The organism is Corynebacterium glyciniphilum AJ 3170, from assembly GCF_000626675.1.
Classification (GTDB): Bacteria; Actinomycetota; Actinomycetes; order Mycobacteriales; family Mycobacteriaceae; genus Corynebacterium; species Corynebacterium glyciniphilum.
Genome location: NZ_CP006842.1, coordinates 2,321,015 through 2,347,995 on the forward strand (window position 1 = coordinate 2,321,015; position 26,981 = coordinate 2,347,995).

The 26,981-nt window shown below is 63.2% G+C and carries 22 protein-coding genes; 6 read left to right on the forward strand and 16 right to left on the reverse strand.

What is annotated here, in order from left to right:
* Window positions 1–8 precede the first annotated feature (8 nt).
* From hisD (CGLY_RS10880) to CGLY_RS10890, 3 genes are read left to right on the forward strand one after another with little or no spacing between them, the layout of a single operon-like run.
* A complete protein-coding gene (hisD, locus tag CGLY_RS10880; RefSeq protein ID WP_052540053.1) occupies window positions 9–1,322 on the forward strand; it encodes a histidinol dehydrogenase in 1,314 nt (437 codons plus the stop codon).
* Window positions 1,309–2,115: an SDR family NAD(P)-dependent oxidoreductase gene (locus tag CGLY_RS10885; RefSeq protein ID WP_052540054.1), complete on the forward strand. Its 807-nt coding sequence runs from the start codon at window positions 1,309–1,311 to the stop codon at window positions 2,113–2,115. The genes hisD (CGLY_RS10880) and CGLY_RS10885 overlap by 14 nt, the downstream gene beginning before the upstream one ends.
* Entirely contained in the window at window positions 2,112–2,849 is a 738-nt protein-coding gene (locus CGLY_RS10890; RefSeq protein WP_038549370.1) for an HpcH/HpaI aldolase family protein, read from the forward strand. The genes CGLY_RS10885 and CGLY_RS10890 overlap by 4 nt, the downstream gene beginning before the upstream one ends.
* A gap of 40 nt (window positions 2,850–2,889) precedes the next feature.
* Here the strand turns inward: CGLY_RS10890 and CGLY_RS10895 are convergent, their stop codons facing one another.
* The 13 genes from CGLY_RS10895 to CGLY_RS10955 form a co-directional block, all read right to left on the reverse strand.
* Complete coding sequence (locus CGLY_RS10895) at window positions 2,890–3,879, reverse strand: LacI family DNA-binding transcriptional regulator (RefSeq protein WP_158407387.1); 990 nt, start codon at window positions 3,877–3,879, stop codon at window positions 2,890–2,892.
* Window positions 3,880–4,007: 128 nt separating this feature from the next.
* Window positions 4,008–5,060 (reverse strand): ABC transporter ATP-binding protein, encoded by a 1,053-nt coding sequence (locus tag CGLY_RS10900; RefSeq protein WP_038549374.1) that lies wholly within the window; start codon window positions 5,058–5,060, stop codon window positions 4,008–4,010.
* A 24-nt stretch (window positions 5,061–5,084) separates the two neighbouring features.
* Entirely contained in the window at window positions 5,085–5,966 is an 882-nt protein-coding gene (locus CGLY_RS10905; protein WP_052540057.1) for a nitrilase-related carbon-nitrogen hydrolase, read from the reverse strand.
* A 9-nt stretch (window positions 5,967–5,975) separates the two neighbouring features.
* Window positions 5,976–7,166, reverse strand: a complete 1,191-nt coding sequence (locus CGLY_RS10910) for a cupin domain-containing protein (RefSeq protein ID WP_081803883.1) — start codon at window positions 7,164–7,166, stop codon at window positions 5,976–5,978.
* An 86-nt stretch (window positions 7,167–7,252) separates the two neighbouring features.
* Window positions 7,253–8,251, reverse strand: coding sequence for a nuclear transport factor 2 family protein (locus CGLY_RS10915; RefSeq protein ID WP_038549376.1), 999 nt, complete (start codon window positions 8,249–8,251; stop codon window positions 7,253–7,255).
* Entirely contained in the window at window positions 8,248–8,994 is a 747-nt protein-coding gene (locus CGLY_RS10920) for an alpha/beta fold hydrolase (RefSeq protein WP_038549378.1), read from the reverse strand. The genes CGLY_RS10915 and CGLY_RS10920 overlap by 4 nt, the downstream gene beginning before the upstream one ends.
* 7 nt (window positions 8,995–9,001) lie before the next feature.
* Window positions 9,002–9,928, reverse strand: coding sequence for a carbohydrate ABC transporter permease (locus CGLY_RS10925; RefSeq protein WP_038549379.1), 927 nt, complete (start codon window positions 9,926–9,928; stop codon window positions 9,002–9,004).
* Window positions 9,921–10,793, reverse strand: coding sequence for a carbohydrate ABC transporter permease (locus CGLY_RS10930; protein ID WP_038549380.1), 873 nt, complete (start codon window positions 10,791–10,793; stop codon window positions 9,921–9,923). Before CGLY_RS10930 ends, CGLY_RS10925 begins: the two co-directional genes overlap by 8 nt.
* A gap of 48 nt (window positions 10,794–10,841) precedes the next feature.
* Window positions 10,842–12,149 carry an ABC transporter substrate-binding protein gene (locus CGLY_RS10935; RefSeq protein WP_081803884.1) on the reverse strand — a complete coding sequence of 436 codons (1,308 nt, stop codon included), beginning with the start codon at window positions 12,147–12,149 and terminating at the stop codon, window positions 10,842–10,844.
* A gap of 69 nt (window positions 12,150–12,218) precedes the next feature.
* Window positions 12,219–13,529: a histidinol dehydrogenase gene (gene hisD, locus CGLY_RS10940; RefSeq protein WP_038549382.1), complete on the reverse strand. Its 1,311-nt coding sequence runs from the start codon at window positions 13,527–13,529 to the stop codon at window positions 12,219–12,221.
* Between the two features lie 357 nt (window positions 13,530–13,886).
* The gene (locus CGLY_RS10945) at window positions 13,887–15,548 is read right to left on the reverse strand and encodes a purine-cytosine permease family protein (RefSeq protein ID WP_038549384.1); all 1,662 of its coding nucleotides are present in this window, start codon (window positions 15,546–15,548) and stop codon (window positions 13,887–13,889) included.
* 14 nt (window positions 15,549–15,562) lie between these two features.
* Window positions 15,563–17,584, reverse strand: coding sequence for a hydantoinase B/oxoprolinase family protein (locus CGLY_RS10950; protein WP_038549387.1), 2,022 nt, complete (start codon window positions 17,582–17,584; stop codon window positions 15,563–15,565).
* Between the two features lie 34 nt (window positions 17,585–17,618).
* Entirely contained in the window at window positions 17,619–19,664 is a 2,046-nt protein-coding gene (locus CGLY_RS10955) for a hydantoinase/oxoprolinase family protein (protein ID WP_038549389.1), read from the reverse strand.
* Window positions 19,665–19,952: 288 nt separating this feature from the next.
* On the opposite strand from CGLY_RS10955, the gene CGLY_RS10960 reads away from it, so the two are divergent.
* Window positions 19,953–21,056 (forward strand): transporter substrate-binding protein, encoded by a 1,104-nt coding sequence (locus CGLY_RS10960; RefSeq protein WP_038549391.1) that lies wholly within the window; start codon window positions 19,953–19,955, stop codon window positions 21,054–21,056.
* Here the strand turns inward: CGLY_RS10960 and CGLY_RS10965 are convergent.
* From CGLY_RS10965 to CGLY_RS10975, 3 genes are all read right to left on the reverse strand, one after another.
* Complete coding sequence (locus tag CGLY_RS10965) at window positions 20,978–22,600, reverse strand: PucR family transcriptional regulator (protein ID WP_038549394.1); 1,623 nt, start codon at window positions 22,598–22,600, stop codon at window positions 20,978–20,980. The genes CGLY_RS10960 and CGLY_RS10965 overlap by 79 nt on opposite strands.
* Before the next feature lie 146 nt (window positions 22,601–22,746).
* The gene (locus CGLY_RS10970; RefSeq protein ID WP_320406887.1) at window positions 22,747–23,958 is read right to left on the reverse strand and encodes an ABC transporter substrate-binding protein; all 1,212 of its coding nucleotides are present in this window, start codon (window positions 23,956–23,958) and stop codon (window positions 22,747–22,749) included.
* Entirely contained in the window at window positions 23,951–24,469 is a 519-nt protein-coding gene (locus CGLY_RS10975; RefSeq protein WP_038552681.1) for a nucleoside deaminase, read from the reverse strand. The genes CGLY_RS10970 and CGLY_RS10975 overlap by 8 nt, the downstream gene beginning before the upstream one ends.
* Before the next feature lie 94 nt (window positions 24,470–24,563).
* On the opposite strand from CGLY_RS10975, the gene CGLY_RS10980 reads away from it, so the two are divergent.
* Both CGLY_RS10980 and CGLY_RS10985 read left to right on the forward strand, forming a co-directional pair.
* On the forward strand, window positions 24,564–25,469 hold the full coding sequence (locus tag CGLY_RS10980) for a LysR family transcriptional regulator (protein ID WP_038549396.1): 906 nt from the start codon (window positions 24,564–24,566) through the stop codon (window positions 25,467–25,469).
* Between the two features lie 99 nt (window positions 25,470–25,568).
* Window positions 25,569–26,885, forward strand: coding sequence for an amidase family protein (locus tag CGLY_RS10985; protein WP_227590251.1), 1,317 nt, complete (start codon window positions 25,569–25,571; stop codon window positions 26,883–26,885).
* Window positions 26,886–26,981 lie beyond the last annotated feature (96 nt).

The window sequence follows — 26,981 nt, forward strand, 5'->3', positions numbered from 1 at the left end:
AGGCTCCCATGAGGATCATCAAGCAGGGACAGCAGAAGACGTTCGCCGATACCACTCAGGCGAACATCGAGAAGGCCGTCGCAGACGCTCTCCAGAACGTCCGTGACAACGGCGACGCGGCGGTCCGAGAGCTCTCCGAGAAGTTCGACGGCTGGACACCAGAGTCTTTCCGCCTCACCGACGAACAGATTGCCGGCTACATCGCTGAACTGGACGAACAAACGCTCGAGGATCTGCACACCGTACAGAACAACGTGCACAGGTTCGCCGAAGCCCAGCTTGCGACGATGCAGGACCTTGAGGTCGAAACCCAGCCGGGGGTCTTCCTCGGACATCGACACGTCCCTATCGCAGCCACCGGGGCATATATCCCCGGCGGTAGATACCCGATGATGGCTTCTGCTCACATGACGATCATCACGGCGAAAGCTGCAGGGGTTCAACGAGTCGTGGCCTGCACCCCACCGATCCACGGCGAGGTGCCGGCCGCCACAGTTGCCGCCGCGCACTTTGCCGGAGCCGACGAGATCTACGTTCTCGGTGGGGTCCAGGCCATTGCCGCCATGGCGATCGGCACCCCCTCCATTGAGCCGGTCAACATGATCGCCGGTCCAGGCAACGCCTTCGTCGCAGAAGCCAAGCGCCAGATGTTCGGTGAGATCGGTATCGATCTGTTCGCCGGTCCGACTGAGGTGCTGATCGTCGCCGACGACACCGCCGATCCACTCACTGTCGCAGTCGATCTGCTCTCCCAGGCCGAACACGGCCCGGAGTCCCCGGCCGTGCTGGTCACCACCAGCGACCGCGTGGCCCGTCAAACGGTGGAAAATATCGAGAAGCTTCTACCGGGCATGCCGACCGGGGACACGGCCGGCCAGGCCTGGCGCGACTACGGCCAGATTATCGTGTGCGACGGGGAAGAAGAGATGTGGGAGGTGTCCAACGGATTCGCCTCCGAGCACGTCCAGATCTTCACAGCGGAGCCTAGGGACGCCCTCGATCGTATGCACGACTACGGTGCCCTGTTCCTCGGTGAAGGGACCTGTGTTGCCTACGGCGACAAGGTAATCGGCACCAACCATGTCCTGCCTACGCTTGGCGCTGCCCGCTACACCGGCGGACTCTGGGTCGGAAAATTCCTCAAGACCTGCACCTTCCAGGAGGTCCGTGATAACGACGCCTCCGGTGAGCTGGGCCGACTGTGCGGGCGGGCGGCGCGTGTGGAGAACTTCGACGGCCACGGTCGCTCCGGCGATCTCCGGGCAGCCAAGGCACTCGGCGACTCCTTCGACTGGCTGGAGAACGTCGATGTCCACGCGTGACACCCCCGCAAATGCAGGTCAGGATGGCCGCCTCTACCCTGGCACCGCAGTGGTCACGGGCGGTGGAAGCGGACTGGGATTCCATATCGCCACCGCCCTACGGGCCGAAGGATATCCCGTGGTGATCACGGGTCGTAATCCTGAGAAACTGTCTGCGGCCGCCGACGCACTCTCAGCGACCGCTGGACCTGAGATCCGCGGTATTGTCTGCGATGCTTCTGACCCTGACGAGGTGTCTGCACTTGTCGAGACACTCACTGACTCGACTGTCTCCGTCCTGGTCAACAACGCCGGTATCGGAGGACCGGTCACGCCCCTGGTGGATATCGACCCCGCCGAATGGGACGAGGTGATCGATATCAATCTCCGGGGTGTGTTTCTCATGTGCCGCGCATTCGCTCCCGCGATGCAGAAGCGCGGAAACGGATTCATCCTCAATATCGCCTCCGTGACGGGCAAACGGCCCCTGGAGAATCGCACTCCCTACGCCGCCAGCAAAATGGCCGTGATCGGACTGACGACCACCCTCGCCTTCGAGTTGGGACGGCACGGCGTCATGGTCAACAGTCTCTCCCCTGGACCGGTGGACTCCGAACGCATGGACCGGAACTTCGAACGCGAGGCTGCCCTGAGCGGGAAGAGTATCGAAGAGGTAGCCGACGCTTTCGTTTCGCGGTCCGCCCTCAACAGAATGGTCACGATGGAAGAAGTCGCCCGTGCCGCAGTTGCAGCGCTTTCCATCCCTGGCTTGACCGGCTCGGACATCGACGTTTCCGGAGGAATGATCGCATGAAATTCGACAGGACCCTCAGAAAGCGCATCGCCGCCGGCGAGTCTGTCTCCGGTGTGCTCCTGCGCATACCCAATGAAGAACTCGTGGAGGTCGCCGCGTGCAGCGGCGTGGACTTCATCCTCCTCGACTGTGAACACGGTGCCGACGACGCCGTCGCGGTGCGGCAGCACATCGCCGCGGCGGCGATATTCGGCGTCGAGACCCTGGTCCGCATCGGGTCGGGTGACCGTTCCCTCGTCCTGCGAGCCACCGATGCTGGCGCGTCCGGAATCGTGGTCCCCCACGTCGACGACCAGGCCCAGGCCGTAGAAGCCGTCCAGTGGGCCCGCTACCGCCCGCTCGGCGACCGAGGCTTCGCTCTCTACAGCAGAGCCGCCCACTACGGCACCATTTCGGCATCTTCACATATCCGACGGACCGACGAAGCCATGCTTCTCTTCGCGATGATCGAATCACCCGTCGCCGCCTCCCGCAGCTCCGACATCCTTGGCGTCCCCGGTATTGACGGGTACATGATCGGCACCTCGGACCTCAACGCATCCACCGAACCTCAGGATTCTACGGTGGAGGAATCCATCGGTCGCGTCACTGAGGCGGGTCGGCACCTCTCTTCGATACGGATGGACATCGTCAACTCCGCGGAACAGGCGGCGTCGGCGAAGGCGGACGGCGCCAGGATCGTCGTCTACAACACCACCGCACTGCTGGTGGACATGTTCGGCGCGCTACCCTGACCGGCTCTCCTCCCCGGACCACCTGTCACGGGTAGACCCCTCAGGGACCGACGGGCAGGGAGGAGCGTGTGACGAAATAGCTCGTCACATACTGGGTGCGGTATTCCGCCTCCGGAGCTGCGATCCGGTCAAAGAGCAGGTCGACGGCCATCCGCACCAGGTCATTGAGATCGAACCCCACCGTCGACAGTGAGAAAACCGGCCACGCAGCTTCTGGGAGATCATCGAAGCCGACGACGGCCACGTCGTCGGGAATCGACACCCCCGTCCTCACCGCTTCATTGACTGCTCCAATCGCCACCACATCATTACCGCAGACAATGACCTCCGGTGGGTCTTCCAATGCCATCAGTGTCCGGAATCCTCCACTCCCGCTGACGACGTCAAAATCGCCCTGCGTCCGGTAGGACGAAGGAACGACAATTCCATGCTCCCCCAGAAGGGCGAACAATTGCTCGGCGCGCTGAGTACCGGTTGTTGCATTGCCCGGCCCCAACACCGCCCCCACCTTCGAATAGCCGGCAGCGACAATCTTTTCCACCATTTCGGTGAGACCGACGGTGACATCAACTACGGCGGCGTCGGCCGGCACTGCCGGCGCTACTCGATTGAAATAGACGAAAGGGACCGAACGTTCCCGGAGTTTATAGGGCACCATCGAATCTGTCGTCGTCGTGGCCAGAATCACTCCGTCGAGACCGAGCGAGGATATTCGGGTAATCACCGCATCAACATCCCCGTCATCCGCGATCAGAACGACCTCATGCTGGCGCTCACTGACACGTGCCACCACCGGGCCAATCATCCGGTGATAGAACTCATTTGTCAGGTCAGTGACCAGAAGACCAATCCTGCTTGTCCTGCCCGAAGACAGCGCCCGCCCCGCAGCACTGGGAACATACCCCAGTGTCCTCGCAGCATCCTCGACCTTGGCGCGCGTCTTTCCGGAAACCCGTGGGTCTCCCCGCATCGCCCTGGAGACTGTGGGCTGCGACACGCCCGCGAGCCGTGCCACATCAAAACTCGTCACCATTGCAGTTCCTCATCATCTCGTCATCACACGGGTTCGGGGCGCCATCCAGTATTACCGTCCATCCGTCGGCGTCACTGAATATGGTGCCATCGTACCTGCACTGTACTCATTGACGAGACGCGGAGTCACGCAAGACGTTGTTCATTGTCACCATCGAAGAAGAGCATCTTTTCCGGCTCGAAAGAGAAATAGACTTTCTCGCCGCGACGCGGAATTCTCCCCTTCTGACCACGCGCCACCAACGGGTAGCCGAGCGCCGTCGTACAGTACAGGTAGTCATCCGCACCGAGTTCCTCCACCATGTCCACCGTCGCCTCAATTCCGTGGTCGGCGATGGACAGGTGTTCAGGCCGGACGCCGACGGTGACGCTGTTGCCGGCGCTCGGAGGCACGGCAATCGGTTCTCCGCCAAGCAATACCTTCCCATTCTCGTCCACATCTCGGGTGAACAGATTCATTGACGGTGACCCGATAAATCCGGCGACGAACGAGTTCACCGGATTCTCGTAGAGCTCCGAGGGTGGGGCACACTGCTGTAGGACACCGTCACGGAGCACCGCCACACGGTCTCCCATTGTCATGGCCTCCACCTGGTCATGGGTGACGTAGACCGTGGTGGTGGCCAACCGGCGCTGCAACCGCGCGATCTCAGTTCTGGTCTGCACCCGCAGCTTGGCATCAAGGTTCGACAACGGCTCATCCATGAGGAAGACCTGCGGTGCCCGCACGATGGCACGTCCCATTGCGACCCGCTGACGTTGTCCGCCGGACAGCGCCTTCGGCTTACGGTCGAGAAACTTCGTCAGGTCCAGCATCCTCGCCGCCTCTTCGACCCGTTCCCGGATCTCGGCTTTGTTGACCTTCGCGATCTTCAGAGCGAATCCCATATTCTCCGCAACGGTCATGTGCGGGTAGAGCGCATAGTTCTGGAAGACCATTGCTGCATCGCGGTCCTTCGGGGCGATGGTGGTGACGTCCTTGCCGCCGATGAGGATGCGACCGGAGGTCACCTCCTCCAGCCCCGCGAGCATGCGCAGAGTGGTGGATTTTCCGCAACCGGACGGGCCGACGAGGACGAGAAACTCACCGTCCTCGATCTCCAGGTTGATGTTGTCCACACTGGGCTGCTTGGCGCCCGGGTAGACAAGGGTGGCGTTTTCGTAGGTGATCGATGCCATGATGTTTCCTCGCTTGTGTGTTACTTAGGGTTGTTCGTCGGCGCGCACCGGGTAGAGGTCCGGCCGTCGGTCTGTCAGTGCATGATTGTGGTCGCTCAGCCGACGGTCTCCGACGTTCCCGAGATCTGCGACCAGAAGAGCCGGTCGCGCAGGCCGGACGATATGCGGCCCCGCCAACGGAACACCGTCATGACCGACGATAATGCTTCCACCAGTGAATTCCTCTCCCCGTTCATGCCCGCACCGGTCCGCGACAGCGATCGGTATGCGGTAGTCGGCCGCGTGTGCGACCACCTTGTGCACCTCGATGGGCCAGCCGCCGGGAAGTGCACCCTCCGGGCCGGTGCGCAGAGGCCAGTTCACCGGGGCTGCGAGCACATCGGCCTGCTCTTCTGCGGCTGCCCTGACCATTTCGGGGAACTCGATGTCGTAGCAGACCGCGGTAGCGACTCGCCCGATCGACGTCTCCACGACCAACGTGGCCCGCTCGCCCGCCGTGAAGTACCGGTGTTCGGCGTCCCACAGGTGTGCTTTCCGGAACACACCGACGGTGTCCCCGGCATCAACAACCACCGACGCGGAGTAGAGCTTCCCGTCTGTCCCTCGTTCTGCGAGACCGGCGACGATGACGACGCCGTGGTCGGTGGAAAGCCTGGAGAGCAGGGTGGTCCATGGTCCAGGGACGAGTTCCGCCAGGCTCCATGCTTCGTCGGTATCGGCGAAGTGGTACCCGGAGTTGACCATTTCCGGTAGCACAATCAGTGCAGCCCCAGCCTGCGCCGCCGCGCTGACGGCCTCGGACACCGCCGAGTACGCCATGCGCGGGTGCTCGACGTCCACCGGGACCTGTGCGCACGCCACCCGAAGCACCGGGTCCACCACGTCCACCACGTCCACCGTGTTCACTTCAACCCGCTACCGCAGTCCGATACTGGCAAGCACCGCTGCCGGAGCCACATAATGGTTCGGGTCCAGGGCAGCGCCAGCATCCGCTGCCGCCTGCTCGACCTCGGTGTGCCAGTCGATCTCGACACGCTGGTCCCCTGCCGTGACCACGAAGAGGTCCGCCTCATCTGCTGCCGCGGAATCTCCCGTACCGTCCGGCAGGGCAGTGCAGCGGAAAGCACGCCAGACTCCCGCCGGAATCGAGAGAGTGTCTCGCTCGCCGAGGCTGACGACTGTCTCCTCCGCACCGTCGTTGAGCACGACGTCCCATGTTCCGGATTTGACCGTGATCGTCTCTGCGACACCGACACGGTGGCGGAGCATTCCCTCCCCGACCGGAGCGCTGAGCCAGGCGGCGCAGAAGGAGTGCGGTTCGGTCAGCGACGGTACCTGACGGCGGTCCTCACTCAGCCCGTAGCCGATAACCGTCGCAAACCTGCCGCGTCCGCCGGGGAGCACGGAGCACAGGAATGCGTGGTCGGAATAGCGCCGGTCCTCCCTGGTGACCACCCGTGTCCGGAACTCCTCCGGTGTGAACACATCGAGGTCGTCCAGGTACGTCTGGTCGAGCGGGGTAATCCGTTCATCCTCCGACGGAGCTGTTTCACCGATCGTCGTGTCCACCAGCTGGTTCTCACGGGTGAGGTAGAGGCCGAAACCCTCGGCATCCTGCAGGACCTTGGGACCCCAGATGATTCCGCCGGTGTCGTCGCGTCCCAGCACCGTGTAGAGAATGCCGTCATCGGGTCCGATATTGGTGAAACCACGGAAGATCCAGGTGGGCACGGAAATCACGTCGCCATCCTCGGAGATGTAGTTGCCCTGTTCGCCGTCCGGTCCCCACCGGAGACGGAAACGTCCACCGAGGTTGAGGAACACCTCGGCGGTGAAATGCAGATGGAGGTTGTTCGACACGTCCGCGGGCATCCCAGCAGCACCAAGCTGGTAGCCATGCGGTGTCGCGAGATTGACGAACTGGTTCGAACTCTGAGACACGCCGGGGCCGACGAAGGAGTAGTTGTCCTTGCGGTCGGAGCCGGGCGTCTTACAGTCGATGAAGGCCGCCTTGCATGGCACCCAGTGGGTGAACCGGATGAGGCGGGCGTCGAGATCCTCCGGGGTCATGGTGGTGGAGGCGGTTGTACTGGTCGGGGTTGACATGTGCGATCCTTTCGGGTCAGGGGTTCCTGTGGTCAGTCAGTCGTCGGAACGCAGTCGTGGGGGCTGCTGTAGTCGGGAGGGGTTCGTCAGTAGAGGTTGTCGAAGCGGAACTCCTCCTCTCCCCGGCCTGCGTTGATCTGCGCGAGCACGCCCACCCAGTCGAAAATGCGGACTTCACGCACGATTCGACCCTCGTGGATCTGGAACTGGGAAGCGCCGAGGATGTCGACCTTCTCTCCGGTCAGCGGGCCGAAGAGCTGGGCACCGGTGTAGTGCCCGCTGAGCTTCCACGACACCGCGACGCGGAGGCCGCCGTACCGGGTCTCCTCATTGGTCTGGATGTCCCGGACCTCGACGGTGCAGTCCGGGAAGGCGCTGACCAGTTCAAGGAGATTCTCCTGGTAGGCCTTGGGTCGGACGACCGTCTTATCACCGACGGTGTTGAGGATGACGTCCCGGTCAAAATACTCATCCATCTTGGCGAGGTTTCTCCGCGACCACACGTGGTGGATCATGTCGACGACCATCTGGCATGCCTCGGGATGGTTATTCTCCCGCGGGCCGGAGTCGCCCTCCACCAACGGGTTCTCGGGCGCAGGCCCGGTCAGCGACCCGGAGTAGCCGACATAGGGCAGGCGTGCAGCAGCTTCGGCGGGATCGGTCCCCAACTGCAGGCACTGAGCCAGAGAATCGCGCACGACCCACTCCTCCACCATGCGTCCCTCGCGGTACAGGCAGTTGGCGATGGTGCGGCTACGCACAATGCGCTGCCCTTCCGGCGACGCAACGTGGTCGATACCGAGGACGAGGTGGGAGCTGAGAAATGCATCGTCACCCCGTTCCTCCCAGACAACGTCCTCTGCCAGACCGATGTGATCAGGGACGGCGGCGATACGCATCGTCGTGCCCTGAACGACCTGCTCCACCCCGACAGCGGTGCCACCGGGACCGTGGACGATCGAGTCGGCCTCGTAATTGTCGTAGATGTGCTCGATGTCGCGCTGGACCCAGATCCGATCGGTGACTTCCCGGATGAACTCATCAGGGTCGGAGTAGGGCTCGTAGGCGATCTTCTTGAGTGTCATGGTGTAGTGCATGTCCTTTCGATGGTTGTTCGTGAGAGTTGGAGCAGGATGTCGATTGCCGAGGTGACGGCGTCGGGCACCTCGACGGGGATCAGGTGACCGACACCGTCGAGAACGGTGAGCTCGACCGCCGTATCGTCCGGCAGCGTGTCCCGGATCTCCTCGTGGTTGGCCACCGGACACAACGCGTCCCGGTCGCCAGCGAGGATCACGGTTGGTATGCGACACCGGCGGAGCCCGGGACGGGCATCGGTCCTGGTCTGCTGGAGCCTCAGCTGACTGACGAGGGTGTCGGCCGTGAGGTCTCCTGCGCTGTCCGTCACCATGACCGACCAGTCGTCGACGGTCGGATCCGAGAGGAGCAGGGACAGGATCGACTCCTGGTACTCGCGCGGCCCCGTGCCGCCAGAGCGGTAGCCGGTGCCGGTGAGTCCTTCGATCGTGGCCTCCCACCCCTCGAGTTGTTCTTGGGTCGGTGACCTCGCATTCGTGGCCATAAGCATCAGCCCGGCCACTCTCTCCGGCGCTCGGGCCGCCACGTGCATCGCAACGATGCCGCCAAGGCTGAGCCCACCAAGAATGAACCTGGGCGGAAGCTCGGCAAGGAGGCGTCCGATTACCGCTTCCATGGAATCGTCCTGCGGTGTCACCAGGATCGTTCCCGCGGGCAGATCGCACCGGGACCACATCCTGGGAGACAGGTTCATTCCGGCGATGAGCACGACCGGGGTGTCGGTGATCATGGTGCCATCACCCCTTCACCGACCCGGCCGACAGGCCGGCAACCAGGTACTTCTGCGCGAGGAATGCGATGGCGACCACGGGCAGGGTCAGCAGGATCGTCGCCGCACCTGCCTGCTGCAGCATCGGCAGGGTCTGTCCCAGCTGGGTGGCGATGAACACCGGCACGGTCTTGGAGTCGACGTCGGTCAGGATGATCGCGGCGAAATACTCCTGGAAGGCGAAGAGGAACATGAAGATCCCGGCAGTGAGAATGCCCGGTCCCATGATGGGGATGAGCACCCGCCTGAGGGTCTGGAACCTGTTGCAGCCGTCCATCAACGCGGCCTCGTCAAGTTCCTTCGGTATCTCGGCGAAGAAGTTGCGCAACAACCAGATGCTGAAGGGCTGGTTGATGGCGATCAGTGCGGCCGAAATCGCCCAGATCGAGTCGTAGATGCCGATACTCTTGGTGAGTTCGTACAGCGGGAGAACGACTGCCGGTCGGGGCAGCGCGCGGAAGATCAGGGCGGTGATCAGGAGCACCACCGACACCCACCCGGGGAAGCGGGACAGGGCGTAGGCCGCCGGAATGCCGATGACCAGAGCGACGACGGTGGAGATCACCGCGACGATGGTGGTGTTGATGAGGTACTTGTAGAAGTCGGTCCCCTGCCACAGGGACTGGAACGCCTGCATCGTCGGCTCGTAGATGAACTTCGGCGGGTTGGCGAACGCAATGTTCAGCGGTTTCGTCACCGACAAGAGCGTCCACAGGAACGGTGCCAGGCAGACCAGACAGACCGCCAGCATCACCAGGCCGATGACGACGACGCGCCATCCGCTGGTCTCACCCTTGTCCAGGAACTTCCGGCGCTTCTTCGGGACGGGGCCGGAGGAGTCGGCGTCGGTGATTGTGGGATTGTGTCTCGGATCTGGGGTCACGATGTCAGTCACGACCTCTCGCCTCCTTCAGGATGCCTCGGATTGAGGGATACAGCAGGATCATGATCACGATGATCGACAGCACATTGACCGCACTTCCGAGGCCGAGTTGGGGTGATCCCTCGCGGAAGGCGATGTTGAAGACATAGAGCATGACCGACTCGTTACCGATCTGCGCAGCGGACGGAGAGAGCGGGATCAACTGATCGAAGACCCGGAAGATGTCCATCGTGAGGATCAGCAGGACAAACCCCATGATTCCGCGGATACTCGGGATGATGATGTGCCAGTGCCTCTGGAAGAGATTCGCGCCGTCCATCCGTCCTGCTTCGACGACTTCCTTCGACACACCCTGAAGGCCGGCGAGGATCATCAGCATGGCGAACGGCAGCATGGACCAGACGATGTTGGACATCAGCAGGAGGCGGTTGGGCCACACGTCGGTGAACCACAGGATGTCGAGACCGGTGACTTTCGAGATGACGAGGTTGACGATGCCGCCGAAGTTGGAGTCGAACAGCCACGAGTAAGCGGCGGAACCGACAACGGACGGGATCACGTACGGGATGAGCATGATTCCCAGGACGATCGGTCTCGGCCAGGTCAGCCGGTTCACCATCACAGCCAGGACGTAGGCGAGAACGACGACGACCGCGGTCGTGGTGATGGTCAGCCCTGTGGTGAACACCAGGGCTTTGAGGAATCGGCTGTCTGTGAGTGCCTGGGTGTAGTTCTGCAGTCCGACCCAGGACCCTGGCGATCCGTAGGTCACCTCTTCGAAGCTCCACCGGAGAGTCTTGTACAGCGGGATGACCAGCAGCCCGAACATGACGATGATGCTCGGGGCGACGAAGACCCAGAATTCACGTCTCTTCACGATGGCTCCCTCCTTCCTTCTCGGTACGCAGGTGGTCTCTGGCGCGGATCAGTACTTCTGCATGACGCGTTCGGCGATCTGCTGCATCTCGCGCATGCCGGCGTCAATGTCCTTCTGCCCGGAGATGATCTGGGCCAGGACGTTGATGGTCTCGTTGTTCATGTCCGCTGCCCACGGGACGAGCTGTGGGTCCGGGGCTTCTGAAATCGCGGTCTCCACAGCGTCGGCGTAGTCCATGTTGTCCTGGTTGGCGATACCTTCCCGGGCCGGGTAGGCGTCGGGGATCGACGCCTCGGAGGCTTCTTCCGACACGGAAGCGCCGATGAGGTTGAACAGCAGTTTGTTGTCCACCTTCGTGTTCTTCGGGATCGACCAGCCGTCGATGGACACCTGCGAGTAGAGCTTTCCGCCGTCCTCCACCGACGGCGGCGCGGCGAAAGCGAACTGGTCGCTGAAGGACGTCTGGTTCTCGTCCTGCAGGTCGGCCATGCGTCCGGAGAACATGATCGCCATGGCCGCCTGGTCGTTGAAGAGCTGCTGCTGGACCTTCGGCTGGTCGAAGGTGAGCGCCTGCGGGTCCATGTACGGGGTCAGTGCCTTCATCGCCTCGAGCGCCTGGCGGGACTCGTCCGAGTCGAAGTTCGGGCGGCGAGTGTCCTCGTCCACGTACTGCTTACCGAGAGATCCGAGTGCCGCGACGTAGGCGGTTCCCAGGTCACTGGACGACAACCACGGCAGCGCAAGCGGATTCTCCATCTTCCCGGAATCCTGGATCTCCTTGGCTGTCTCCTCCATCTCCTGGAAGGTGGTGGGGACCTCGAGTCCGAGTTCGTCGAAGACGTCCTGGCGGTAGACGAAGGTGAAGGCCTGTGCCTGCATCGGGACGGCCCACAGCTGGCCATCGTAGCTCAGGCGGTCCTTGAGGTCCTGGCTGATGCCGTCCAGATCGTACTGGTCGGTGAATTCGGTGAACAGGTCGTCCAGCGGGACAAGCTTGTCCTGGTCTGCGTAGCCGGGAATCACGAAACCGTAGCTTTCGATCAGATCGTAGGTTCCGTTGTCGGTCCCCAATGTCGCCTGGGTGCGCTGCACCTGCCCGGCGAAGTCGATGGGCTCGTGCTGGACGGTGACATTGTCCTTTGAGCAACTGTTGACCATCGAGTTGGTGTACGGGTCGATGGCCGAAGAGTTGTACGCCAGGACGTTGACCGTTGTCGGCGAGGACGGGTTGTCGAAGTCACAGGCGGAGGTTGCCGCACTGTTCGAGGGGCTGTCGCTGCCGGCACCGCACGCGGCGAGGGCCAGGGACGTGATCGTCAGTGCCGCTCCTGTCTGGAGGAACTTCATCGTTTTCATGGTTCTCTTCTTTCTGGGAAGGAAAGGGAGGCATCCTGTACGGCGGTCACGCCGGTCCGGACGCCGGAGTCACAGTCGGTCGAGCCGCAGCTGTGCGCTGTCACGGTGGCCGGGCATCTGTTCGAAGTCGGCGATGGTGACCACGGGCGAGGCCTGTGCATGGGTCGAGGCCTTCGTCGCACGCTGATAGGTGAGTTGTTTGAGGAAGCCGAGGACGGACAGTCCCTCGGTGTACCGGGCACCTCGGGCAGTCGGGAGCACGTGGTTGGTGCCGGACATGCCTTTGTCGGCGTAGGCGACAGTTGACCAGGGCCCGAGGAAGAGCGATCCGTAGCAGGTGAGCCGGTCGAGCCACCAGTCGAGATCCTCTGCCAGCACCTCGAGGTGTTCGGGTGCCAGCAGGTCCATCGCCGTCGCTGCCGCCTCACGGTCCTCGACGACGTAGATGGAGCCGAAGTCACGCCAGGCCGCTCCCGCGATCTCCCGGGTCGCCAATCCTTCAAGCTGATGGTCGACTTCGGACGCCACTGCCCGACCGAGCGCCTCGTCGGTGGTGACCAGGCAGGCCGGGGACTGCGGTCCGTGTTCGGCCTGCGCGAGAAGATCAGCTGCGACCATCTCGGCATCGGCGGACGCGTCAGCGAGGACGGCGACCTCTGACGGGCCGGCGAGAACGTCGATGCCGACGGTCCCGTAGAGTTGCCGCTTCGCTTCGGCGACGAAGGCGTTCCCCGCCCCGACCACCATGTCCGACGGATTCCCGTCCAGTAGCCCGAAAGCCATCGACGCCAGTGCCTGGACACCACCGAGAGCGAAAACGCGGTCACCGCCCGATACGTGGGCCGCGTAGAGGACGGCAGGGTGGGGCCGACCGTTCCTGCTCGGCGGAGTGCACGCTACGACATTCGGCACGCCGGCAGCACCGGCGACCCCGACAGTCATGAAAGCACTGGCCAGAAGGGGGAATCGCCCGGCCGGAAGGTAGGCGCCGACGTTGTTGACGGGGACGTAGCGCTGGCCGCACACCACGCCGGGGATGACCTCATCCTCGAAGTCCACGAGACGCTCGCGCTGCATTCTGGCGAATGTCCTGGTGCGCTCGGCACCGGTGTCGAGGGCCGCACGGAGGTCGTCGGGGAGCTCGTCGGTGGCTTTGCGCATCTCTTTCGTGGACACTTCGATGTCGCCGTCGAAGCCATCGAGCTCCTTGGCGTATCGCCGGACGGCGTCCATGCCGTTGCGCTCAATGTCGAGCAGCATCGATGACACGGTCTCCACGACCTTCGGATTGTTCTGCTCGGCGACGTCGTCCCCCGCCGGTTCCTTGATGATGGTGAGCGCTCCGGGGATGCGCTTCTTGTCACTGCTGTTCAAATGCATACGTGAAGCATACAGATTCCTTTTCCGAACAACACCACCTATGTCACTCTTTTTCTCAATTGTGACATATGCCATAATATTCCACGGACACTCCCTCGCGAAAAACCACAAAATACCAGTTCAGTAGCATATCCCTTCCGCGGGCAGCCACGGCGACCACACTCAGCGTCGCCCCTGCGAGAACCTTTATTTAGCATAGGCGAACCTCATAGACGCCCAGAGAAGGTCATACATACGCATACATTTGTGGACGGTGATGTCCGCGAACACGATATAATCGCAGCCATGCGTGGCAGGCCGGTCCTGCACGCCATGACGCTCCAACCCGAGCGGGTTGGAGCATCGGAACACTCTCTGTCAGCGTCTCTCCCCGCAGAGCCTTGCCTCGTGATCGGCGGCTCTCTGAAACTCAGGGTCGTCAGAGGCACACGCCAGACAGATGGCGGCGTGGTTATGGGAAGGGTCCCTGTCCATCTCAAAGGCCACGTAGGAGTCACCGCAGCGGTAACACTCCACACGTGCTTCCCACGGGTCCTCGCCTGCCTCGGATACCTCGATCCGGGGATCGTGAGGACGCTCCATGACGAACCAGGTGGGCCTGGCAAATCTCAGAGCGACGGCGTAGATGGCTCCCGCAAGCACGAAGGCAACCGGTGGGGCCCAGACGGCCGCGGCGTTCCCACCGGAGGCCACCATGGCCACTCCCACGACAGCGGAGCACACCCAGGCGGTCGTGCCTGCCGGATTGACCGCGGGAACCCTCCCCGGTCTGATCTCCACCCTGTTGTAGGCAACACCGGTCCGTCTCATCCAGGCGACATGGACCAGCATGATCGCTACCCACCCGACGATGAACGCACCCTGGTACTGAAGGGACACGTTGATCCAGGTCAGGACGTTGGTCAGCATCATGAGGTACACAATCACGGCGACCACCCCAAGCCAGAAGACCCTTGGCATGGACCATTTCACCGTGCGTGCGAAGAAGTTCTGGAAATTAGTGGACGAGAGGTAGAAGTTTCCTGCGTTGACCCGGGTCTGGGAGGCCAGCACCCACACGAGCCCCCAGACCCCCATCATGCCGACGACCCCGACAATGGCAGACTCCTCGCTCAACGGGCCGTCGATCTCGATCGTCTCGACAAGGAACATCCCCACCGCGGCATTAACCAGCAGCGTGACCACGTAGTACGGGGCACCGAAGATGACCTTGCTGTTGATCTCCGCGTCCTCGTTCTTTCCGTACCGGGCAAAGTCCCACACCATCATGGTGACGACCCACACTCCCATATAGATGACGAAGGCGTACCACCAACCCGGTACCCCGAGGTCGGAGGCTGATGCCGGGGGCCCGGTGAGCCAGTCGTTGCTGTAGCCGTATTTCACGATGGCCCAGACGACCGACCCAATGAGTCCCAGGATGTACAACGGCAGCAGGACGCCGTTGAGCTTGTCCAGCCATGCCGTCACACCTCGCCACGCGAGCGGCGCCTGGTACAGCACAACCACCAGTGCCCAGACGGAGAGTGGTGCGACCCAACCGCGGTCGGCGAAGAACGCGTGCAGCGCGGAAGCTACGATCGCCCCCTCCGCTACCACGTAGTACATGATCGTGATGCCAAACAGCGCAGCGGCGAACGCGGAACCCACACGTCCGAACATAGCTCGCGAGAACTGGGACACACTGGTCCCGGACTCGTTCGCCACCTTTGAGGCCACTTGGTTGATCAGTCCGTAGGCCACGACAGACAGCGCGATACCGATCAACGAGTTCACCGTACCGACGCTCAGGGCAACAGTCGCCCCGACCACAACGAAGAACATCGCGCTCATCAACCCCGTCCAGACCATGGCGGTGGACATCTTCCCGACCCGCCAGGACCTGGGGACGATATGGAGCGAATAATCTTCGGCGGCGTTCTTCGCCAGGACGCTGGGATCATCTGTGTGGACAATGCGGAGGGGAGGAACGTCGGCGCGATGCTGTCCGGCGTCTGTATGAACGTGTGGAGTGGTCATGTCATCCTCGTTCCTCAGACGGTCACAGTGACGGTCGACGGATGGTTACGCAGCGTGCCCTCAACAAACGCGGTCTCCGGGTCGTCGGTCCAGTGGACGGTGGTGCGACGGGCCAACATCTCCCGGAACTGGCGGGTGGACTCCTCCAGCACTTCACCGCTGCCCCAGTCGAGGATCACCCCGTAGCGACGGATGCAGTCCATGTCGGTGATGAGCTTCTGCCGGTACTCCCCAGAGACCTCCTGTGGGTCGCGTGCCATCCACTCGCGGCGATGTGTACGGATGTACGCACGGGCCTTCTCCGTCGCCGACCCGTCGATCTCGTACTCGAAGATCTCCGGGTCGACGAGGTTGACGACCACACCGTAATCCTGCTCAGCACGCTCCACCGTGACGTAGCCGTCGATGACGTCCTCCAGTACGGCGGCTGGGTCACGCTGCAACGGGTCCCCGAGCCCACCGCCACCTGCAGAAGGGCGAGTGAACCGATCGCCGGATTTGATGGGTACCGCGGCAAAGATGGAGCCGAGATAGCGCTCGTCTTCAGTGCCCTTGTTCAGCCACACACCGTGCGGGATCGACGGCAGTCCTCCCCACAGGCCCCAGGTCACCGACCGTTCACGGTCGCAGCAGTAGGACATCACCGTATTGTCAGACGCCCACAGGTGCCCGCCCTTCTCGGCTCCGAGACCGCCACGGTACTTTCCCGGCCCACCCGAGTCCGGGACGAGGTCGTGGCAGGTCGTCAACACCGGTGCGAGGCGTTCCTGCCCCTCGAATGGCTGGGTACCGTACTGGACGCCGAAGATCGGAGCAGACGCGTTATAGCCGTCAGCACCGTTGCGGGCTCCCCAACCACCCATCATCCAGTCGTACCACATGAAACTTGGGGACTCGTCGAGCCGGTTATCCTTCCCTCCCACCAGGAGGTACTCCAAGTTGAACGTCGCTGCCATGGCTCGGGACGGTTGGATGTCCGACCAGATCTCGAACACGGAATTCATGATCTTCTCGAAGGGCCCGGAGCAGAAGCCCGCGCACGGACGCGGCCACTCCGCGTTGACCACCGAGCCGATCGGCCCGAGGTCCGCGGTGACAACCCGGTAGAAGCCCGAATTCAGCGGAATATCGGGGAACTGCATTTTGGTGCCAGCTACAATACCGGCGAACGAACCGCCGAAACCTGCATTGAGCATCGAGGAAATCGAGGCGTGGGACTTCGAGAGGTCGTAGTGCACCCGGTCCCCCTCAATGATCATCTTCATAGTGACCGGGATGAGCCCCTCGTCGAGGGCCGGGTCCTGGTCAATGTAGTCCTCGGTGTACCAGACACCATCCGGCAGGTCGGCGATCTTCGCCCGGGTGAGCTCCTCCACGTAATCCTGGACCTCGGCCATGGCCGTCTTTACGGTCTCCACACCGTACTTAGCGCACAGACGCTGGATCTCACGTTCGGCGACCTTCGTGGCCTCTGCCTGCGCCTGCATGTCACCGATGATGTCCCGTGGGTTGCGGGTGTTCTTGGCGATCAGGTACGCGACGTCGGTGAGGAACTCCCCCTTACTCCACAGACGGGTCGGCGGGATGCGTAGTCCCTCCCCCATGTGGTCAAGAGCCTTGACATTGAAGGAGCCGGGAGTCGCGCCACCGACATCAGCCCAGTGCCCGTTGGCCTGTGCGTAGCCAAGGAGCTCGCCCTCGTAGTAGATCGGACGGATGATGCGCGTGTCGTTGAAGTGGCTGCCACCTTCGTACACGTCGTTGATGACGAAAACGTCCCCTGGATTCATGTCGTGGGCGAAGTCACGGATGACGGCTTTGGCGGTGTAATGCAGGGTGCCGACGTGGGCGGCGATGTCGCCGGTCCCCTGCATCACGGTGTTGCCCTCCAGGTCGCAGAGGGCCGAGGAGAAGTCCCTGGAATAAATGACGAACGAGTAGCAGGTCCGTAGGATCTGCTCGGCCATCTGGTCGACGGTGTTGACGAAAGCGTTCTTGAGGACCTCGAAAGTCACGGGGTCGAGCGAGGTAGGCATGGTCTTGTCCTTCTTTCGGTGTGGTGGAAACGGGTCAGGGGGCTGTGGTGAGGATGAGGTGGTCCCACTCGTCGACGCGGGCGGTGGTCTGTGGGGGGACGACAGTGGTGGTGTCGAGTTGGTCGATGATGCAGGGGCCGTCGATCACGGCGCCGGCGGGCAGGTCCGTTCGGTTGTAGATCGGTGTCTCCACCCGGGCTGTCTCATCCGGGAAGAGGACCTGCCGGACCTCGACCGCCGTGGGCGTGAACGTCGACGGGTCGATGAGCTCGGCCGGTTGCTCGTCGGCGTGCGCGGTCAGTCCGATCGCCTTCACCTGCAGCCGGTAGATCTCGACACCGGTGTCGCGGTTGGAGAAGTTGTGCTCCTTGAGGTGCGTCTCGTGGAACTTGTCGATGACCTCGTCAAGGCTCGTGATCGGGACGCCGACGTCCACGGAGATCGACCGCCACTGTCCCTGATAGCGCATGTCGATCGAGTACTGGAACACCATGTCGTCATCCTCGACATGCTCTGCGGTCAGGCGGTCCCGCCCTTCCGCCGCCAGTTCGGCGAAGGAGGTGTTGAGTTCATCCAGGTCCGCGTCCTCGGCGTTGGTGAGGTACATCTTCGTCAGGTCATGCTGGATATCGACCAGCAGACACCCTGTCGCCGAGGTGACGCCGGGGTGAGGCGGCACTATCACCGTGGGGATACCCAGGTCTTTGGCCAGGTAGGCGACGTGCAGTGGCCCTGCCCCGCCGAAACCCACGAGGGCGAAGTCGCGGGGGTCGTGGCCCTTACGCACCGAGATGAGTCGGATGGCGTCCGCCATGTTCGCGTTGGCGACCTTGATGATCGACTGGGCGGCCTCCTCTATACCCAGGCCCAGCGGCTCGGCAATGCCCGAGATGGCCTCTCGTGCTTTCTCCACGTCAAGCTGTTTGACACCTCCGGCCAGAGAGACACCGACGGTGCCGAGGACCAGGTTCGCGTCGGTGTTGGTCGCCAGCTCACCGCCGTCGCCGTAGCAGGCGGGTCCAGGGGTCGACCCAGCCGACTGCGGACCCGAGCGCAGGGACTTCGCATCATCGAGCCAGGCGATCGACCCACCGCCGGCACCGATGGTGAGAACCTCGATCGACGGGAAGCAGATCGGGAAGCCGAACTGCACCGACCAGGTGTCGGTGGTGCCCAGGACACCGTTCTCGGTGAGGCTGACGTCGGTGGACGTGCCGCCCATGTCGAAGCCGATGGAGTTCTCGAAGCCGCACTTACGTCCGATATGGCGGGAGGCAATCGCACCTGCGGCGATGCCGGACGCGGCGAGCCGGGCACCGTAGGTCTCCGCCATCTTCGGGGTCATCACTCCCCCACCGGAGTGGAGCAGCAGGACGTCATTGTCGTAGCCCGCGTCGGTCAGGCGCGACTCCAGCGTCTTGGCGTACGGGCCGATGATCGGCACCAGGGCCGCGTTGGCGACGGTGGTGTTGAAACGCTCGTACTCAAAGATTTCGGGAAGGACGTCGGAGGACGTACACACCGGAACGCCGGGCAGTTCCTCGGCGAGGATCTCGGCCATGCGCTCCTCATTGACCGGGTTAGTGTAGGCGTTGACGAAGCAGACCGCCACGGTCTCGACCCCGCGGCGGCGCAGGACGCGGGCGACCTCGCGGGCACCATCCTCGTCCAAGGCGGTGAGGACCTCTCCGTCGTAACCGACGCGCTCACTGACGGTCAGCCGGTGACGGCGCGGAACGAACGGCGCTGCAACCTCGTTGTAGGGGTCCCAGTCCTCCCGGTCACCGCGGCGAATCTCGATGACATCGCGAAAGCCCTCGGTGGTCACCATCGCGACCTTCGGGAAGTTCCGGGTGATCAGGGCATTGGTGGCGATGGTGGTGCCGTGGGAGAACAGGTCGACGTCCTTCCACTCCACGCCGGTAAGGGCCATCCCCTTGAGCACGCCGTCGATCGGGTCAGCCTGGGTAGGGTACTTGGCCGTGATGATCGTGCCGTCCGCCTGCTGGACGTAGACATCGGTGAACGTTCCACCGATATCGACGGCGGTACGGACACCGGGTTCGATGGTTGATGTCATGGGGGCCTCCTTGTGATGGTTCTCTTGTTTTCTGTCGTTCTGGGACAAGAACCAAACCTAGAAAGCCCCCGGGATCAGCAACAATGGTGCACCTGTACGGAACCGACGGCACCGTCGTTGTGGATGTCCACAATGCGCTGCGCAAGGCTACCGGCACACACCTGCGACAATCGAAGCCACCACAGAACAGTGCGGGAAGCTTCGCGAAACACAATCGTCACCGTTGCTCATCAAGTCGTAACAGCAGGACACACAGCCGTCACTACTGCGAGGCATAGGCTGAGGCATATGCGCATCGGTCTTGTCTTCTCCCTCACCGGCCCCCGCTCCGATGTCGGGTCCACCATCGCCGATGGGGCACTGCTGGCCGTCAGGGAGATCAACACCGCCGGAGGCGTACTCGGCGAACCCCTGGAAGTCGAGGTTTTCGATACCTGTTCCGAAGTGTCCCGGGCGCCCCTCGGAGTACGGACCCTCGTCCAGGACAGACAAGTTGACGCCCTGGTCGGCGGCTACATGTCCGCCTGCCGGGTCGCCATGCTGCCGGTGCTACGGGAACTCGACACCGTACTGATGTACCCGACGTACTTCGAGGGCGGGGAGAACGACCCCCACGTCTTCTACTGTGGTGCCGCACCGAATCAATTCCTGCCCGACTACCTCTCGTGGATCGCCACGCACCTCGGCCACCGGATATACATCATCGGCTCGGACTACATCTACCCACGTGTCCTGTCGGAGGAAATCCGTCGCACTGCCGCCACCTGGAATATCAAGGTTGTCGGCGACTCCTTCGCACCCCTTGGAGAAACCGACTTCCGGGACGCCGTCGCCGAGATCACGGAACGAACAGACTCCTCGCGACCGGACGTCGTGGTCTGCAACCTGGTGGGTTCTGAGTCCACGTCCGCGTTCTACCAGCAACTCCATGACTCCGGCTGCGGTCTTCCTGTCGCCGCGACAGTCACCACCGGAGTCGATCTCCGCGCCATGAAACGAACGAGCGGTGACGGCCACTACATGGTCGCGTCCTACCTGGCAGGAGTGGTCTCCCCCAACAACATCACATACCGGTCCGCCCTCCACCAGTTCCGCGGACCGGTTCCTGCTCACGCTGCCCAGGTCAGTGCCTACAATGCGGTCCACATGCTCTCGCTCGCAGCGGACCGTGCCGGAGATACGTCAACCGAAGCGTTGGCTTCGGCGCTAACGCATGTGACGTTCAACGGAAACCCGACCGGTACGCCCTTTCGATTCCAAGCTGACCACTACAGCATCCACCCGGCGATCATCGGCGAGTCCGACGGTCACGACTACCGCATCATTGCCGAATTCCCACCTACTCCGGCCGAGCCCTGGTGGGGGATGTCTCGCAGCGTCAACGCAAGGTAGAAGTCGACCCGATCTGCTGTCACATGCAGGTCCCGCCCCGTCAACGCCTCGATCCGCTGCAGGCGGTAGCGCAGCGTGTTGGTGTGCACTCCCAGCACTTCCGCGGTCTCCGCCATCCTGCAGTCAAGGAGAAGGTAAGTACGCAGGGTTTCGACATAACTCGAACCGCTTCGTCCGTCGTTGCGTAACAACGGTGCGAGTACCACGTCTGACAAGGTCGAGGACGCCTCCTCCGAGAGGAGACCTGCGACAAGAGGGACCTTCATTCTGGCTGGGAGGCCCCGCGTATCCGATGTCCGGGCGGTTTCCGTCTCCGCGCGGTAGAGTTCCCGGTCCAACATCTGGCCGGCACTGACCAGTGCGTGGACAAGATCGTCCGGCGCGGTGAGGACACAGGAACTGGTACCAATAGCTACCGGGCGTGCCAGGATCGGGGCGAGGCGAACGCCGAGGCTGTCGAGCGCGGAATCGAGCACGGCATCGCGGACAGATCCCGTCCTCGGGATCAGGGCGAGTACACGTCCCTCCCGAGTCGCAGCGACCGCAGGTTTCAGTGACGCGAGAGCAGCGTCATGGACAGCACTTTCAACGGCAGTGCACCCGGCCGAGTCGACGTCCTCCACATTGATGACCAGGGCAGTGACGCGACAGCCGGGCGGCAGGCCCAGTGTTTCCGCCCATGGCCCGACGGCTGAGGAGTCTCCGGTGATGAGTTCACGCATGAACGTGTGCTCCATCATGCTACGGGTGCCACGGGAAACCGCTGCCTCCGCAACCAGCTCCCGACAAGCAGCCACGACAGCGGCCACCGGACGGTGTGGCCATGCTGTCGGAACACTCCTGGTGAACAGCAACGAACACCCTGGCCTCCCCACATCCACGCGGGCCACCCTGCCTTCATACGGCAGATCTTTCACCGCCATCACCGGACAGTCCAGGGCCGCCGACCGGAACGCGGGAGACAGGGTGACGAAAGGATTGACCAGAGCACCGGGAATGTCGAGATGAAGTTCTGCGCCAACGGACCTCGCTCCCTCATCCAGTAAGCGGAGGAGTCGGGCGAGATGGTCAACGCCGTCTGCCGCAGGCGCGAGGGACGATGTCGTGAACTGCCTCCTCAGCTCGGTAGCAACGAGGGCCCGGAGACTGTCAAGTGTCGGTCCTCTTCCCTTCGCCCCGGCAGACGGGTCCAGCTGCTGGGTGAGCAGCGGCAGACCGTGCCGGGAGCACAATTCGATGAACCATGACTCTGCTTCGCCACCGAGCACGATCCCCGCGGCACGCTGTCTCGTGGCAGACGCGACGAGGGATGCGATGAACTCCTGCGATGTCGCTGCTATCGGTGCTGTCAGTGCTGGCGGTAGCACCAGAAGCCGATCGCGCAACGGACCAGGGGCTGAGGTGATAGGAGCCTCGATATCCGCTCTGTCTACCAGGTAAATTCCTGTGACGTCCCGACCGGGACGAGCAGTCTCGCCCACGATCGACAACCCGGCGGCTGTCACCACGGTATTCAACGACACCACAGTGGACCACACCTCCATGTCGCCATCCGTGTCCGGTTTACCGTCATACGGGTTTACCGTGCTGTACCTTTCCGGTCAGTACTGGATGACTCTACGTCCGCCAGATTTCCTGCCAGTTGCACCGGGGAAAGCGCCGCATTACAGCGGTCAGGGGCATCGGCGGTTCATCTCTTCCGCAACGTGACCGCCGTGTCGAGGAACTCATTGGTGTAGAGATCCTCGGAGATCAGCCCGTGTGCGACCGGTGTTCCCTGAACGGCGAAAATCGGCCCAAGCTGGTCGACTAACGTCGACACCCGGCTTCCGTCGAAGGAGCCGAGGGTCCCGTCCGTACCATTGGCGACCAACCCCTCATCCCGCATCGTCGTCGCACCGTAGTCGGCGATGTCCACACCGTAAATCCAGCCCGCATTGAACTGGTCGACCACGTCAACGATGAAGCTGTTCGTGTCCTCCGGCGTGTCCATGTAGTCCGCCAGTCCACGCTGGAACACCGGGACTAGGCCCCTGAGACAGTCAGACTGTGTCTCGAGTTGATCGGCCTTCACCGCGAGGGTGGACTTGTAGGTCTGGAATCCGGTGTCGTGCACGAGCTGGTAGTCCACCGGTCGCATCCAACCCTCGACCTCGTGCTCGTACTGGTAGGGCTCGGTGGACGAGAACCCCTGCTGTGCCTTCTCGCCGTCTGACGCGACGAAGTTCGACGGCGACCCGTCGTAACTCGAGTCGGTCTGCGACTCGTCGAGGATGCCTTCACCGATGAGGTACTTCATGTACGTCTCGTCCGAGAAGTACAGGACGTCCACTCCCTCATCGCCGAGGTCCTCGATCGCATGCACGTCAGGGTGGGTTTCAGGATCCCACATGATCATGTGCGGGCTCTTGTCCAGCGTGGACATCACTGACACGGTGGGCATGTCAGTCGAATGCTGAACCGCGGAATCCATGTTGACGTAGCCAAGCATGATGTCCGGATCCTGGTACATCAGTGACGTCACCGATTGATTCCCGATCGCCGGACCACCGGAGCGGATCTCAAGGTCGACACCCGTGTAGCCGTTGTCGCCGTCGAACAAAGGCCCCGTAACACGCTTGGCGTCGGCATCGACGGTGACAGCGTCCGCCCCCTCACCTGAAGCGTCGAACAGTTCGTAGAGATGGGCCTCCTCTGCTCCGGGGAACCAGTCGACCTGCACGGTGACAGTGTCTGGACAGGATGCTGAAAGATCTGTGGAGCCGATCTCACCGTCGTAGGGCGACGGCGCGTCACCACCGGTACACGCGGTGAGGGCGACGAAGGCACCTACGGCGAGGACGGACGCGGAAGGAACTCGACGGCTCCGGCGACGTAAGGGTTCATTCATGTGCTCAGTCACAGAACTGCCCCTCCCGGTGGTTCCAGAATCCGAGGTGGGGCTCGGCGGCCTCGTCCTCGAGCAGCGGCCCGACGATGTCGACGGGACGTAGACCCCTCGACGCAACCTCGCGGCACGGCAGATCCATCGTCGGGTTCTCCGGGTCATCACCGGTCAACGTGGACAACCGCTTCTCGGAGAGTGCATAGACGATGCGTCCAATGCCGGTCCAGTAGACCGCTCCGGTGCACATCGCGCAGGGTTCGGCACTGGTGTAGAGGGTGGCGTCCGTCAGCTCCTCCAACGGGCGAAGCCGCGCGGCCTCGGCGGCGGCGCTCAGTTCCGCATGCTGTGTGGGGTCCCCCTCCGGCGGCATGGAGTTGTTTCCACGGCTGACGATAACGTCGCCGTGCCTGTCCACCACGATCGCGGCGAATGGGTGTCGTCCCCGATCCCGGGACACCACGGACAGGGCGATGGCACGACGAAGGAATGCCAGATCGGTCTCGGATTGGTCAGTTGCTGTTGTCATGGAGTCGGACACTATGGAGTCCACGATAATGTCGGAAGTGAGGAACCATCGACATAACCGATGGATCCCCCCTACCGGTAGTAAACTTCCCGGCATGCGACTCACCCTCGAACAGGTCGAGGCCTTCGTCCTCGCCGCACGCCACGGCTCCTTCTCTGCGGCGGCCCGCCAGATGGGGCGGAGTCAGTCCACCGTGAGCACCTCAATCGCCAACCTCGAGATCGCCCTAGACACTGAACTCTTCGACCGGTCTTCGAGGTTCCCGGCGTTGACCTCGGCCGGAACTGCTCTACTACAGGAGGCCAAGGCGCTGTACAACCGCGGTATCGAGTTCGAACGGCACGGCGACGCCCTCGCCGCCGGTGAACCCCCGAGCATCACCGTCGCCGTCGGCGTCCCACACCGACAGGTCACGGCCGTGTTCGCCCAGTTCGCCCGGGCCTACCCGTACGTGGATCTGACGATCAAGAACCCGGCGAACGGCGACGTCACCTCCCTGGTGATGCAGGACGAGGCACTCCTCGGCATTGCCTTCGCCGTCCCGGAGTACCCGGAGGAGATCGCCTTCCGCCAGCTGGGTCGACTGATCATTTCCCACGTGGTCCACCGGAGCCACCCGCTGGCCACGGTGGACCACCCGTCCCTCGAGGACATGAGAGACCACCGGCATCTGGCGTACACCGCACACGCGGAGTCGCTGCCGACAAGTGAGTACCTCCAGTCCACTCAGACCTGGCACTCGGACAGCTACCAGTCGTTGATCCACCTCGCGCTCGCCGGCGTGGGCTGGGCGACAGTGCCCCGCCAGCTGATCCTCGACGAGATCGCCGCCGGGGAACTCGTCGAACTGGACCTGGGTGCCTACCCGTTCACCGACTGGAACGTGAACGTCGACGTCATCTGGCGTCGTGCGCGACGGTTCCCGCCGGTCGAAGAATGGCTGCGGCAGCAGTTGTGCCGGCACAGGGTGCAAGAAGTCGGCAGGCGACATCTGGAGTGAACGCGGCGCTTACCTCGCCGTCACTGAGGTGAAACATCTCCGGGCCACACTGGGTGCCACCAACCACGCATTCCCCGACCCGGCCCTCCGGAGGACACCATGCCCGCCAAACCCACCATGTCCCGACGAACATTCTTCCTCTTCACGGGAATGTCCGCGGCTGGGGCTATGGGCCTGGCCGCCTGCGGTTCCGACGACCCAGGCAACGCCGCATCGACGACGTCCTCGGATGCCACACCCTCCGGTACCGCCGGCGCCGATGTTGACACCACCGTCTGGCGTGAGTACGGCACCCCACTGGCGGAACCGACAGGCTCCGGCATCCTCGACGGAGGGACGGTCGCCGTCAAGGACCTGTACGCCGTCGAGGGACACGTCATCGGCGCCGGTAACGAAGAGTGGCTGGCACAGGCACGACCAGAATTGTCGTCCGCTCCCGCGGTGACCGGCCTGCTGTCCGCCGGTGCGGCGATCGCCGGCATCGCTAGGACTGATGAATTCGCCTACAGCCTCGCCGGGACGAACGGCCACTACGGCATCCCGCCGAATCCCACGGCACCCGACCGCATTCCCGGTGGGTCGACGTCCGGATCCGGGGCCGCCGTCGCCCTCGGGGAAGCCACCATCGGCCTGGGCACGGACACCGGCGGTTCCATCCGCATCCCAGCGTCCTACCAGGGACTCTTCGGGATAAGGACGACTCACGGCGCGATCTCGCGGGAGGGGTTGATCCCCCTCGCCCCGTCCTTCGACACCGTCGGCTGGCTGACGTCGACCCGGGAAGCGCTGTACGAGGTGGCGGATGTCCTGGAACCCGTTCTTCCCGAGACCGTCGACGTCGACCGCGTGGTCTACGCGCGATCCCTCCTGGACATCGCTGATCCCGAGGTGGCAGGAGCGGTGGAGGACGCACTGCGGAACTGGTCCGGTGACCTTCCGGTGGAGGAGATCCAGTTTGACGCGGCGGTGCTCCCCGACTGGGTGGGGGCTTTCCAGACCCGGCAGGGCTACGAAGCCTGGCAGGCCCACGGCGCCTGGATCGAGGAACACTGGGACTCGCTGAACCCCGACGTCCGGTCCCGGTTCGAGACGGCGGCCGGGTACACCGACGCGGACCTGACCTCCGCTGACCGGACGCTCGACGAGGCCCGCGGCATCATCAACGACGCCCTAGGAAACTCCGTGCTGATCCTGCCTTCCGCGTCCTCCGTCGCACCGGACCGGGAAAGCGCTGAGCTGGGCGGCGAGACGATCGAGACCGCACGGGCTGACACGTTCCAGCTGACGTGCCTGGCCGGGATCACCGGCCGTCCGGCGGTCAGCAGTCCTCTGCCGGTGGACGGGCCACCCATGGGGATCTGCGCGGTGGGGCCGCGGAACTCCGACCGTGCGCTGGCGCGGCTGGTCACCGTGTAGGCGCAACGCGGAGTTCGCTGGCACCGCAGATGTAATGCCGTCTGCACACCCACAACCACTCGGCAGGGCGGGCCCGCCGACGTACCCGGGCAGTGC